Annotated in this window: 5 protein-coding genes; 3 read left to right on the forward strand and 2 right to left on the reverse strand. The window is 78.2% G+C overall.

Annotated elements, in window-relative coordinates:
* The first annotated feature begins 167 nt into the window (after positions 1-167).
* Positions 168-1,385: an alpha-hydroxy acid oxidase gene (locus ACYVQV_RS13310; RefSeq protein WP_461023787.1), complete on the forward strand. Its 1,218-nt coding sequence runs from the start codon at positions 168-170 to the stop codon at positions 1,383-1,385.
* 32 nt (positions 1,386-1,417) lie between these two features.
* Here the strand turns inward: ACYVQV_RS13310 and ACYVQV_RS13315 are convergent, their stop codons facing one another.
* Positions 1,418-2,287: a M23 family metallopeptidase gene (locus tag ACYVQV_RS13315; RefSeq protein ID WP_461023788.1), complete on the reverse strand. Its 870-nt coding sequence runs from the start codon at positions 2,285-2,287 to the stop codon at positions 1,418-1,420.
* Positions 2,288-2,607: 320 nt separating this feature from the next.
* Here ACYVQV_RS13315 and ACYVQV_RS13320 point away from each other — a divergent pair, with 320 nt between their 5' ends.
* Positions 2,608-4,242 carry an FMN-binding glutamate synthase family protein gene (locus ACYVQV_RS13320; RefSeq protein WP_461023789.1) on the forward strand — a complete coding sequence of 545 codons (1,635 nt, stop codon included), beginning with the start codon at positions 2,608-2,610 and terminating at the stop codon, positions 4,240-4,242.
* A 35-nt stretch (positions 4,243-4,277) separates the two neighbouring features.
* Positions 4,278-5,129: a (2Fe-2S)-binding protein gene (locus ACYVQV_RS13325; RefSeq protein ID WP_461023790.1), complete on the forward strand. Its 852-nt coding sequence runs from the start codon at positions 4,278-4,280 to the stop codon at positions 5,127-5,129.
* Between the two features lie 110 nt (positions 5,130-5,239).
* Here the strand turns inward: ACYVQV_RS13325 and ACYVQV_RS13330 are convergent, their stop codons facing one another.
* Positions 5,240-13,570, reverse strand: coding sequence for a beta strand repeat-containing protein (locus tag ACYVQV_RS13330; RefSeq protein ID WP_461023791.1), 8,331 nt, complete (start codon positions 13,568-13,570; stop codon positions 5,240-5,242).
* Positions 13,571-13,700: the final 130 nt, after the last annotated feature.

Raw genomic sequence — 13,700 nt, forward strand, 5'->3', positions numbered from 1 at the left:
CGCGGGCGGGCACCGGCTCGGCGCCTGGGCCGTCCGCGGGACGGTGGGGTGGCGCGCGGTCTGCACGCGACACCTGCACAAACTGTGCGGCACCGGGCGGTGTTCCGCCGCACCCGTTCGCTGCTGGCGTAGCGGCCCGGACCGTGGCGCCGTGGGTACCCTGCGGCATGACCGAGCGCCGGTTGCCGAGGTGGTCCGAGCTGCGGCCGCTGCTGCGGACGCGCCCGTTCGATCCGGACCCCGTCCGCCGCCGCCTGGACCGCGCCCTGACGATCGGCGACCTGCGCGCGGTCGCGCGGCGGCGCACGCCGCGGTCGGTCTTCGACTACACGGACGGTGCGGCGGAGGCGGAGATCACGCTGCGCCGCGCCCGGCGGCTCTTCCGCGAGCTCGAGCTGCGACCCCGGGTGCTGCGGGACGTGTCGGCGCTGAGCACGCGGACGACGGTGCTGGGGGCGCCGTCCGCGCTGCCGTTCGCCTTCGCGCCGACCGGCTTCACGCGGATGATGCACCACGAGGGCGAGTGCGCGGTGGCCCGCGTCGCCGAGCGCGTGGGCATCCCGTACGCGCTGTCCACGCTCGGGACGACGTCCATCGAGGACGTCGCCGCGGCCGCACCGGGCGCCCGCCGGTGGTTCCAGCTGTACGTGTGGCGGGACCGGTCCGCGGCCGAGGAGCTCGTCCAGCGGGCGCAGGACGCCGGGTACGAGGCGCTGGTCCTGACCGTGGACGCGCCGGTCGCCGGGACGCGGCTGCGCGACGTCCGCAACGGCTTCGCGATCCCCCCGGCCCTGACGCTGCGCACGGTCGCGGACGCCGCCACCCACCCGGCGTGGTGGTTCGACCTGCTGACGACGCGGCCGCTGGAGTTCGCGACCCTGTCGAGCTGGGAGGGCACCGTCGGCGAGCTGATGGACCGGCTCTTCGACCCGACCATGACGCTGCGGGACCTGGAGTGGCTGCGGTCGCGCTGGGACGGTCCGCTGGTGGTCAAGGGCGTCCAGACCGTCGAGGACGCCCGCGCGGTCGTGGACACCGGGGCGGACGCGGTGGTGCTGTCGAACCACGGCGGCCGCCAGCTCGACCGGGCGCCCGTCCCGCTGCGCCTGGTGCCCGAGACGGCGGAGGCGGTCGGTGACCGGGCCGAGGTCTGGGTCGACACCGGGGTGACGAGCGGCGCGGACGTCGTCGCGGCGCACGCGCTCGGCGCGGACCTCGTGCTCGTCGGCCGGGCCTACCTGTACGGGCTGATGGCCGGGGGCGAGCGCGGCGTGCAGCGCGCCGTCGACATCCTGGCGGGCGAGGTGCGCCGCACCATGGCCCTGCTCGGCGTCGGCTCGGTCGACGAGCTCGGCCCCGAGCACGTCAGGCTCCCGACCGGCTGACGGGCGGGCGCCCGAGGTGACGGGCCGGCCGCTCAGCCCTGCGGGTCGAGGTGCGTCCCGTTGCGCAGCACCTCGAAGTGCAGGTGCGGGCCCGTGGAGACGCCGGTGGACCCGATCCGCCCGATGACCTGACCGCGCGTGACGCGCTCGCCGACGGACACGCCGATCCGCGACTGGTGGGCGTAGCGGGTCTCGATGGTGGAACCGTCGGGCGCGGTGTGCTCGATGACCGTCATCAGCCCGTACCCACCGGCGCTGCCGGCCTCGGTGACGACCCCGTCGGCGGCAGCCGTGATGGCGCCGTCGGCGGCGGCGAAGTCGACGCCGGTGTGCATCCGGCCGGTCCCGTACACGGGGTGGGTGCGGTTCCCGTAGCGGCTGGTCACCTCGCCGGCGGCGGGCCGGGACAGCAGCAGACCCGCGACGTCGACCGCGCCGGGGCCGGCGATCTCCTCCGGCGTCGGCGGCGGCGGGGCGACGGCGGTCAGGACGGCCTGGGCGGCCACGGCCGCGGTGTCGGGTGCGACGACCTGGGCGGCCTGGTCCGCGGCGTCCTGCTCCTCGACGGCGGGCGCCGCCTGCGCGCCGTCCGCGCCGTCAGCGGCCGCCACGTGCGGCTGGGCGGCGCTCTCCACGACCGGCCAGCCGGCGGAGGTCAGGCCGACGGCGCAGGCCAGGACGACGCCGGTGCGGGCGACGTGCTGGCCGACGTGCTGGCCGACCTGCTGACCGACTCCCTGGCCCAGCAGCGGACGGCGGACGGGCTCGGCGCGGTGCCGGGCACGTCGGTCGGCACGGTGGTCGGCACGTCGGTCGGCACGGTTCGGTCCGGCCGGAACCGCGGAGGCGCTGGCGGAGGCGCTGGCAGGGGCCATCGCGACGGCCGGGACCGGGCGCGTCACCGGAAGTGCGCGAGTGATGACCTTGCGTGAGGATCGAGGGGCGACGTGACGTGCTGTGGAACGGCTCATGTGCTCGCAGACGTGGGAGACGGTCAGGTCAGGAGGACCGGTCCGGGGGGCCCGTGGACCACCCCGACACAGAGCCGAAGAGGGCAGGACCAGGCGCGCGGCAGGGGCGCGGTGACCGGCGGTGACGACGTCGTCACCATCAACGTTACGTTCTCGTGACATGCTCGACCAAATCCGCGGCGACCTTGAGCCCGGAGATTGCAGTCACATGACGACGTGCGGGTCCACCGCTCGCGCCGGAGACTGCCCCCATGGCGGCAGGCGACCTCGACCACGGACGGACCGCGACCTCCCACCAGGGCACCGACCGGCTCAGACGACGCGGCCGCGCCGGCGCGCTCGCCGCCGCCGCCGTCGGGGCGCTCGCCGTCCGCGACCTGCTGCAGAAGCGGCACGCGGTCCTGCGCAACTTCCCCGTCGTCGGCCACGCCAGGTACGCGCTGGAGGCCCTCGGGCCGGAGCTGCGCCAGTACGTCGTCGCCGGCAACAACGAGGAACGGCCGTTCACCCGCGACCAGCGGCGCTGGGTCTACGCCTCCTCCAAGCAGGAGAACAACTACTTCGGCTTCGGCACCGACAACGACCTCGAGTTCACCGCCGGCTACCCCGTCATCAAGCACCGCACCTTCGGACGCGCCGTCCCACCGTCCGACGTGCACGCCCAGCACAACATCGTCCTGCCCAGCGCGAAGGTGCTCGGCGGCCCGCGCGGACGACGGCACGCCTTCCGGCCCCGGTCGCTGGTCAACATCTCCGCGATGAGCTTCGGGTCGCTGTCCGGCAACGCGGTCACCGCCCTGAACAAGGGGGCCGACCTCGCGGGGTGCCTGCACAACACCGGTGAGGGCGGCCTGTCGTCCTACCACCGCCACGGCGGCGAGCTCGTCCTGCAGATCGGCACCGCCTACTTCGGCTGCCGGGACGCCCGCGGACGGTTCGACCTCGCCCGGCTCAAGGACCTCGTCGCGGGGGCACCCGTCCGGGCGCTGGAGATCAAGCTCAGCCAGGGCGCCAAGCCCAGCCTCGGCGGGCACCTGCCCGGCGCGAAGGTCACGCCGGAGATCGCCGAGATCCGCGGCATCCCCGTCGGCGAGGACTGCATCAGCCCGTCGCGGCACGCGGAGTTCGACGACACCGACTCGATGCTCGACTGGGTGGAGCTGCTCGCCGAGGAGACCGGGCTGCCCGTCGGCATCAAGTCCGCCGTGGGCGACCTGGGCTTCTGGGAGGAGCTCACCACCCTGATGGCCGAGACCGGCCGCGGCGTCGACTTCGTCACCGTGGACGGCGGCGAGGGCGGCACCGGCGCCGCACCGCTGATCTTCACCGACAGCGTGTCGCTGCCCTTCCAGCTCGGGTTCAGCCGCGTCTACCGCGAGTTCGCGCGGCGGGGCGTCGCCGAGCAGGTCACCTTCATCGGCTCCGGGAAGGTCGGGCTGCCCGACAACGCCGTCGTCGCCTTCGCGCTCGGGGTCGACATGGTCAACGTCGCCCGCGAGGCCATGCTCGCGATCGGCTGCATCCAGGCGCAGAAGTGCCACACGGACACCTGCCCCGTCGGGGTCGCCACGCAGAACCCCTGGCTGGCGCACGGCCTGGACCCCGCCCTGAAGTCCGTGCGGGCGGCGCAGTACGTCCGCACCCTGCGCCGGGACCTGGTGAAGGTCGCCGAGGCCTGCGGCGTCGAGCACCCGGCGCTGATCACCCCCGACGACGTGGAGATCCTCACCGGCCGGACGGCGTCCGCGCCGCTCGCCGAGGTCTACGGCTACGAGCCGGGTTGGGGCCTGCCGTCGGCGGCCGACCAGGAGGAGATCCGGCGGATCATGACCGCCCGCACCGAGCAGGGCGACAGCGCGCCCCCGTCCGCCACGGCCCAGCGCTGAGCCCGCCGCCGGAGCCGTGTGGCACGGTGTCGGCCGTGGCCGACCACCCCTTGCGCACCAGCCTGGACGCCGTCGCCGGCGCGACCGGGTGGCTGCGCGTCCTCGACCACGTCCCCGCCCACGCCGGCTGGGCCGGGTGCGGTGACCTGCTGGCCCACGACGGCCGGGACCTGGCGCGGTGGGTGGACGCGACGAGGGACGTCCTCGCCGACACGGAGGGGGCCGAGCCCCCGCCCGTCGTGCCCGCGACCTACGTGATGGGCTGGTACCTGCAGGCGCCCGCGACCGTCGGCGCCCTGCTGCTGCACCGGACCCGCCGCGTCCCGGACCTGCGGCCCGAGGACCTCGCCGTCCACCGCGCCCCCTACGGGTACGTCGACGCGGTGGCCGTGACCGGCCGCACGTTCGCGTGCCTGCCCGACGACCCGGACGCCGGCCACCCGGACGCGCGGCCGGTCGCGGACGACCACGCGCTGGCCGCCACGCTGCGCGAACGGGTCGTCGCCCACGCCGAGGCGTTCCACGCCGTGTTCCGCCCCGCCGTGCGGATCGGCTCCCGGCAGCGGTGGGGCACCGTCCTCGACGTCCTCGACACGGCGCTGTGGCAGGCGGGTCAGGCCGCGCACGACGAGCCCTCCGGGGTGGCCGCCGCGCTGCGGGTGCTGGACGGCCCGCACCCGCCGCTGCCCGGGGGCTCGCGGCTGCGGCCGGTGCTGACCACGGGCGACGGGGCGCCCGTCCCCGAGGCCGGCTGGACCCGTCGGCGCGTCTCGTGCTGCTTCATGTACGCCCTCCCCAGCGGTGACGTGTGCACCACCTGCCCCCGCCTGACCCCCCGGCCGACCCCTCGCCAGCGCCGGTCCCCAGCACCCGCCAGACAGCACTGATCGTCAGACCGTCCTGGGGGTGATCACCCCCAGGGAGGTCTGACGATCAGTGGGGTCGGGAGGGCCGGACGGGCCCGGGCGCCGAGGGGACGGCGCCCGGGCCCTGGACGTCAGGCCCGCCGGCGGACCGAGCGCAGCCGCGTCAGCAGCCCGCCGAGCAGGACGCTCAGCAGACCGGCCGCCGCGAGGGCGCCCTGCTCGCCGCCGGTCATCGCCAGCCTGTCGGCCGACGCACCGGCCGCACCGCCCGTGGCCACCGCCGGGGCCTGGGCCGCGGCCGCCGCCGGCAGGCGGCTGCCGAGCACCTGCGTCTGCGGCGCGACGTCGACCGGCGTCCCCGGCTGATCCGGCTGACCCGGCTGACCCGGCTCACCGGGCTGACCGGGCTCACCGGGCTCACCGGGCGTCCCCGGCTCCCCGCACTGCGGCCCGTCGCCCCCGGCGGACGCCCCGCCGGTCGCCGACACCGCGTAGGCGACGCTGCAGGACCACGCGTCGCCGGTGTCGCCGCCCACGCCGACGGCCGAGGCCGAGGCGGTGCCGGACGAGCCGGAGACGGCGGTCGCGGACGAGGCCGTGGACCCGTCGCCGGACCCGCCGCCGGTGGCGTCACCGCCGACGGCACCCGAGCTGCCGGAGCCGAGGACGATCCGCGTCGACCCGCCGCCCGGGAGCAACGTGATCGACCCGGAGAACCGACTCGACCGCGTGGACGCGCCCGACGCCAACACCGTGCTGCCGCCACCGGACGTCGCCACGGACCCGGTGGGTCCCGACTCGCCCTCGACGTCGGCGTCGCCGCCGTCGCCGGTGCCGGCCTCGGCCGCCGGGGTCGCCGTGGCGTTCCCGGAGCCGCCGGTGGACGCCGTGGCGTCCGTGCCGGTGTCCGTCCACCCCGACGTGGCGTCGCTGCCGGACTCGGCGTCCGCGGTGGCGTCACCCGAGGACGACGACCCGCCGTCACCGCTGACCGACACGGCCTCCGCCGTGCTCTCGGACGTCGCCGACCCCGAGTCCCCGCCCGTGCCGCTCGCGGTGGCGGAGGCGTCCCCGGAGCTGCCGGACGTGGCCGCGCCGCTCGCGGTCGCGGAGGCGTCCCCGGACGCCCCGCCGGTGGCGGTGCCGGTGACGTCGCCCGAGTCGCCCGTGGACGCCTCGACCGCGATGCCACCCGAGCCGCCGGACCCGGTGCCGCCGGTGTCGGCCGTCCCGACGTCGGCGGACCCGGTGTCGCCGGAGACGCCGAGCACGAGCGCCTCGCCGCCGGTCCCGGTCCAGGCGTCGGCCGTCGCACCGGACCACGCGGTCCCGGTGTCGCCGCTCGTCGCCTCGGCGTCCGTGGTGGTCGTCGAGTCACCGGACGTGCCCTCGCTGCCGGACGCGGCCGACGAGGTGGCGTCCCCGGACCCCTCGCCCGCGCCGCTGGTGGCGGTGGCGGTGGCGGCGCTCGCGGAGGTGCCCGCGCCGGTGTCGCCACCGGTCCCGGACGCCGCGGCGGTCGCGTCGCCGGTGGCGCCGCTGGTGGCGGCGTCGGTGGCCGCGGCGGACGCGTCACCCGAGTCGCCACCCGTGGCGGTGCCGGTCACGTCCCCCGAGGCGCCGCTGGACGCGTCGACCGCGATCCCGCCGGACCCGCCGGCACCGGTCGTGTCCCCGGTGTCCCCGGTGCCGGCCTCGACGTCGCCACTGGCCCCGGAGAGCCCGACGACGAGTCCGTCACCGCCGGTCCCGCTGGCGGCGTACGCCTCCGGTGCGGCCGTGGCCGACCCCGAGTCGCCGCTCCACGCACCGGCCCAGCTGGCGGTCGCGCTGTCGCCCGACCACCCGTCGGACCCGGACGCGGCGTCCGCGGTGGCGTCACCGGAGGCGACGACGTCGCCGGTCGAGCCGGTCTCGTCCTCGTCGACCGCGTCGTCGGCGGAGTCGCTGCCGTCGCCGCCGAGCCCACCGGTGTCACCGGAGGTGGAGTCGGCCGTGGCCGACGCGTCCCCGGAGTCCGCGGACGCGCCACCGTCACCGCTGGTCGCGGTGCCGGTCGCCGCCGAGCCGCTGGTGGCGTCCCCGGTGTCGCCCCCGGTCGCGGAGGCCGACCCGGACGCGGTGCCGGTCGCACCGGACGTCGCCGTGCCGGACGCCGCCGCGGAGGCGTCGCCGGAGCTCCCGCCGGTCGCGGTGCCGGTGACGTCGCCGGTCGCACCGGACGCGCCGGTGACCGCGATGCCCCCGGACCCGCCGTCGCCGGTGCTGCCGGTGTCGCCGCTGCCGACGAGGACCCAGCCGCTGTCGCCCGAGTACCCGACGACCGAGCCGGACCCGGCGTCACCGGCGCCGGCCTCGGCGACCGGGGCGCTGGACGCGTTCCCGGAGGCGCCGCTCGCGCCGTACGCCTCGGCGACGGTGTCGCCGTCACCCGAGGCCGCACCCGACCCGGAGCCGGCCCAGGCGTCCGCGGCACCCGAGTCGCCGCCGTCCCCGGTGCCACCGGAGGTGGCGGTGGCGTCGGCGTCACCGCCGGCACCCGACCCGCCGGTGGCGGTGCCGCCACCCGTGGAGCCGCTGCCCGACGTCGCGGTGGCGGTGGCGTCACCGGTCGCACCCGAGTCGCCGCCGTCACCGGTGGTCGCCGTGCCGGTCCCGCTGGAGGCGGACGTCGCGTCGCCGGTGTCGCCACCGGTGGCGGACGCCGACCCGGCGGCGGCCCCGGTCGTGCCGGACGTCGCGGTGCCGGTCGCGGACGCCGAGGAGGCGCCGCTGTCGCCGCCCGTGGCGGTCCCCGTCACCGCGCCGGTGTCGCCGGAGGTGCCGTCGACGGTGATGCCGCCGGACCCGCCGTCGTCGGTGTCACCGGTGCCGCCGGAGCCGACGAGGACGCCGCCGGACGCGCCGGAGCCGCCCTCGACCTCGGCCCAGCCGCCGTCCCCGCTGCCGGAGAGCGCGACGGGCGAGCTGTCGGCGGAGCCGGAGTCGCCGGACACCGCGTCCCCGTAGGCGCCGGTGCTCGTGGCACCGCTGGCCGCCTGCGAGCCCGAGTCCGCCTCGGCCGTCGCGTCACCGGACCAGCCGCCGGCGCCGCTGTCACCGGAGGTGGCCACGGAGGACGCCCAGCCGGACGCCCCGGAGCCACCGGTGCCCTCGCCGTCGCCGGTGTCACCGGTGCCCGAGGACGCGCTGGCCGTCGCGTCGCCGGTGCCGCCGGACGCGCCGCCGTCACCGGTGGTCGCGGTGCCGGTGCCCGAGGACGCGGAGGTCGCGTCGCCGGTGTCGCCACCGGTGGCGGACGCCGCACCCGCGGCCGACCCCGTGTCGCCGGTCGTCGCGGTGCCGGTCGCGGACGCCGAGGACGCGCCGCTCGCGCCACCCGCCGCCGTCCCGGTCACCGAGCCGGTGCCGCCGGACGTGCCCTCGACGGAGATCCCGCCGGACCCGCCGTCACCGGCGTCACCGGTGTCGCCGGAGCCGACGGCCACCTCGCCGGAGTCGCCGGACGCGCCGAGGACCCAGGCGTAGCCGCCGTCACCGCTGCCGGACGCGGCGACCGGGGTGGACGTCGCCGAGCCGGAGTCGCCGGACGCCCCGTACGCCGCGGCCTCGGTGTCGCTGTCACCCGACGCGGCGTCCGAACCGGAGAACGCACCGGACCAGGCGTAGCCCGAGTCGCCGCCGGCGCCGCTGTCGCCCGAGACCGCGACGGCCGTGCCGTCACCCGAGCCGCCGGACCCGCCGGTACCCCAGGCGGGGCCGGTGTCGCCGGTCGACGACCCGGCCGAGGCGGTGGCGTCCCCGGTGTCCCCGGACGCGCCGCCGTCGCCGGTGCCGGCGTCGCCGGTCGCGGACGCCGTCGACGTCGCCGCGCCGGTGTCGCCACCGGTGGCGGTCGCCGCGCCGGACGCGGCGCCGGTCGCACCGCTCGCGGCGGTGCCGGTCGCGGACGCCGAGCTGCTGCCCGAGTCCCCGCCGGTCGCGGTGCCGGTCACGTCGCCGCTGTCGCCGGAGGTGCCGGTGGCCGTGCTGCCGCCCGTCCCGCCGGTGCCGCTGTCGCCGGTGGTCCCACCGGACACCCCGACCGGCCCCGTGGCACCGGACCAGCCCTGGACGCCCGCGTCACCGCCGGAGCCGGAGCCCGACTCGGCGACGGGGGCGGCGGTCGCGTCACCGGAGTCTCCGGAGACCGCGTCGCCCCAGGCACCGGTCCAGCTGTCACCGGACGTGGCGCCGGACCCGGCGGACGCCTCGGCGTCCGCGTCACCGGACCACCCGCCGGCCCCGCTGCTGCCCGAGTAGGCGATCGCGTCCGCGTAGCCGGACCCGCCGGAGCCGCCGGAGCCGTTGTTCACACCACCCGCGGCGGTGTCACCGGACGTCGACAAGGCGTCGGCCGTCGCGGCCCCCGAGTCGCCCGAGGCGCCGCCGTCGCCGGTCGTGGGGGTGGCGGTGGCGGTCGACGCGGAGGTCGCCGCGCCGCTGTCCCCGCCGGTCGCCCGGGCGGACCCGGACGCCGCGCCGGTCGCGCCGGTCGTGGCCCTGCCGGTGGTGGACGCCGAGCTGCTGCCGGAGTCGCCGCCGGACGCGCTGCCCGTGACGTCGCCGGTGCCACCGGACGTCCCCGTGACGGACGAGCCGCCGGTCCCGCCGGTGTCACCCGGCGGGTACGGGTCGCCCGCGTCGGTGCTGCCGGTGCTGCCGCCCGCGACGCGGACGGCGCCGGAGTCACCCGACGCGCCCTCGACGGTCCCGCTGCCGGCGGCCCCCGACGAGGCGGCGGCCACGGGGGCGCTGGTCGCGTCCCCGGAGTCACCGGAGGTGCCGGACGCGCCGGCCTCCGTGTCGGAGTCGCCGGAGACCGCGGACGACGACGAGTCCACCGCGGACCAGGCGTACCCGCTGTCGCCGCCGTCGCCGGTGTCACCCGAGACCGCGGTGGCCGTGGAGTCACCCGCCGCACCGGAACCGCCGGTGCCCGTCCCCGCGTCGGTGTCACCGCTGCTGGAGTCCGCGTCGGCGGTCGCGTCACCGGAGTCGCCCGAGTCGCCGCCGTCGCCGGTGGTCGAGTCGCCGGTGGCCGAGGACGCGGACGTCGCGTCACCGGTGTCGCCGCCGACGGCCGTCGCCGAGCCGGTCGCGTCACCGGTGGCGCCGCTGGTAGCGGTGCCCGTGGCGCTGGCCGAGCTCGCCCCGGAGTCGCCGCCGGCCGCGGTGCCCGTCACGTCACCGGTGGCGCCGGACGTCCCGTCGACGGAGATCCCGCCGGACCCGCCGCCGCCCTCGACGTCACCGGTCCCGCCGCTGCCCACCGCGACGTCCCCGCTGCCGCCGGAGGCCCCGCCGACGGTCGCGGACCCGCCGTCCCCGCTGCCGGACAGCGCGACGGGCGCGCTGGTGGCGTCGCCGGAGTCACCGGACACCGCGTCGCCGTACGCCGACGTCGAGCTGTCCCCGGACGTCGCGTCGGAGGACGACCCGGCCGACGCGTCGGCGTCACCGGACCACCCGCCTGCGCCCGTGCTGCCGGAGATGGCGACCGCGATCGGGTCGCCCGACGCACCGGACCCGCCGGAACCGGTCCCGGGCCCGGTGTCGCCGCTGCTGCTGGTCGCGACGGCCGTGGCGCCGCCGGAGTCGCCGGACGCGCCGCCGTCCCCGGACGTCGCCGTGCCGGTCGCGGACGACGCGGACGTGGCGTCGCCGGTGTCCCCACCGGTCGCCGAGCCCGAACCGGACGCCGCACCGGTCGCACCGGTCGTGGCGGTGCCGGTGGCCGCCGCGGACGACGGCCCGCTGGACCCGCCGGAGGCCGTGCCGGTGACCGACCCGGTCCCGCCGGTGAGGGCCGTGACGCTGATCCCACCGGACCCGCCGCCGCCCGTCGTGCTGCCGGTGTCACCGGTGCGCACACGCACGTCCCCGGAGGCACCGGAGTACCCCTCGACCGACGCGGAGCCGCCGTCGCCGCTGGTCGCCTCGGCGACCGGGACGCTGACCGCGTCACCCGAGTCGCCGGACGTGGCGCCGCCCGAGGCGCTGGTGCTGCTGTCACCCGAGGTGGCGGCCGACGACGAGCCGACGTCCACACCGCTCCAGCCGGAGTCGCCGCCGTCGCCGGTGTCGCCGCTGATCGCGATCGCGGTCGGGTTCCCGGACGCGCCGGACCCGCCGGACGACGCGACCGAGGTCGTGTCCCCGCTGCTGCTGTCCGCGTCCGCTCCGGCGTCGCCCGAGTCCCCGGACGCCCCGCCGTCGCCGGACGTGGCGGTGCCGGTGGCGGACGACGAGGAGGTCGTGTCGCCGCTGTCCCCGCCGGTGGCCGAGCCGGAGCCGGACGCGGCGCCGGTCGCGCCGGACGTGGCGGTGCCGGTGGCCGCGGCGCTCGCCGCGCCCGAGTCCCCGCCCGCGGCGGTGCCGGTGACGTCACCGGTGCGGCCGGACGTCGCGACGACAGCGATGCCGCCGGACCCGCCGCCGTCCGTGGTGCCGCCGGTGTCGCCGGTGCTGACGAGCACGTCACCGGAGTCCCCGGAGCGGCCGCTGACGGACGCGTCGCCGCCGTCGCCGCTGGAGGCCTGGGCGACCGGGGCGCTGGTCGCCTCACCGGAGTCGCCGGACGTGGCGTGGCCGTGCGCCTGCGTGCTGCTGTCACCCGAGGTCGCGGTGGAGTCGGAGCCGACCGAGACGTCGGCGTCGCCGGACCAGCCACCGGCCCCGGTGGAGCCGGACGTCGCCTCGGCGGTCGGGTCGCCCGCCGCGCCGGAGCCGCCGGCGGCCGCGCCGCTCGCGTCGCCGCTGCCGGACGTGGCGGTCGCGTCGGCGTCGCCGCTGTCACCGGACGACCCGCCCGGGCCGGACGTCGCCGTGCCGGTCGCGGTGGAGTCGGAGGTCGCCGCGCCGGAGTCGCCGCCGGTCGCGGACGCCGACGCGGTGGACGCGCCGGTGCTGCCCGACGTGGCGGTGCCGGTCGCCGACGCCGTGGCGTCACCGGAGCCGCCACCCGTGGCGGTGCCGTCGACGTCGCCGGTGTCGCCGCTGGTGGCGACGACCGCGATGCCGCCGGACCCGCCGCCGCCGTACGCGTCACCGGTGTCGCCGGTGGAGACGCGGACGTCACCGCTGTCGCCGGAGCGGCCGCTGACGGTCGCGTCGCCGCCGTCCCCGGAGGTGGCCTGCGCGGTCGGGGCGGAGGTGGCGTCACCGCTGTCGCCGGACGCGCTGCCGGCGGTCGCCCCGGTGGTGCTGTCGCCGCTGGTGGCGCTGCTGGTGGAGTCGACGGTGGTGCTGGCGTCGCCGGTGTCGCCACCGGCGCCCGTGCCGCCGGTGGTCTCGTCCTCGGTCGGGTCGCCGTCGTCCCCGCTGCCGCCGGAGGTGGTGACGGCGCGCGCCGCGGACGCCGAGGCCGCCGACCCGCTGCCGCCGCTGGTGGCGGGTATGCCGCTGCCGCCGTCCCCGGTGGTGGCGTTGCCGTCACCGGTGCTGTCGGAGGTGACCGCACCGCTGTCGCCGCCGGTGCCGCTGGCCGACGCGGACGACGCGCCGGTGCCGCCGCTGACGGCGTTGCCCTGGGAGTTGGCGACCACGTCGCCGGTGCTGCCGCCCTCGCCGGTCCCGCGGACGGCCCCGGAGGCGCCGGTCATCGCCATGATCACGAGGCCGCCGGTCCCGCCGCCGCCGTACGCGTCGCCGGTCCAGCCGCCGTCCACGACGGCGTCGCCGGTGCTCCCGGACGCGCCCTCGACGGACGCGTCGCCGCCGTCCCCGGACGTCGCTGAGGCGTTCGGGTCGGCGGTCGCGTCGCCGGAGGTGCCGGACGTCGCGCGAGAGCCGGTGGTCGTCGTCGTGCTGCCGGAGGTGGCGCTCGAGCTGGACGAGGAGGTGACGGTGGCGTCGCCGGAGGCGCCGCCGGGCCCGCCGGCTCCGGTCCCGGCGACGGCGCTGCTGCCGCTGCTGGAGGACGCGGGGCCGCTGTCGCCGCCGGTGCCGGTGGCGCTCGAGGACGCGTTGCCCGACGAGCCGCTGCCCGCGGTGGAGCTGGACCCGCTGGACGCCGAGCCGGAGCTGCCGCCGGTGGACGACCCGGAGACGTCCCCCGAGCTGCCGGTGCGCACGTCGACGACGGTGCCGCCGCTGCCACCGGCGCTGCCGCCGCCGGTGCCGCCGCTGGACCCGCCGGTCCCGGCGCTCCCGCCGCTGCCGGACTGCGACGTGCCGCTCCCCCCGGCGGTCGCGTCACCGGTGCTGCCGCTTCCGGCGTTCGAGCTGGTCGACGTGTTCGACGAGCCCGTGGAGCTGGAGGAGCTGGACGAGGACGACGAGGTGGACGAGCCGGAGGACGACGTGCCGGTCGCCTCCGCGGGCTCGGAGCTGACGACGCTGGAGGAGGCGGGTGCGGCCGCCTCCTCGGGCGCCTGGGCCAGGGCGGCCGCGAGGGCCAGCTGGTCGAAGAACGGTGTCATGGGGGTGCCTTCCGCATGTGACGTCCGTCCGCCCGGGCAGGGCGGGTGGTCCCGGTCGCTCGGGCCGTCGGCCCGGACCGGTCTGCGTGTGGTGGGTGCCTGCCTCACCGGGCAGGACGGTCAGCCGCGC

Source organism: Thalassiella azotivora (assembly GCF_054781695.1).

What these genes read in the sequence shown, in the direction of transcription:
- ACYVQV_RS13310 (WP_461023787.1), top strand. Translation starts at nt 168, where the DNA reads ATGACCGAGCGCCGGTTGCCGAGGTGGTCCGAGCTGCGGCCGCTGCTG.
- ACYVQV_RS13320 (WP_461023789.1), top strand. Translation starts at nt 2,608, where the DNA reads ATGGCGGCAGGCGACCTCGACCACGGACGGACCGCGACCTCCCACCAG.
- ACYVQV_RS13330 (WP_461023791.1), bottom strand. Translation starts at nt 13,570, where the DNA reads ATGACACCGTTCTTCGACCAGCTGGCCCTCGCGGCCGCCCTGGCCCAG.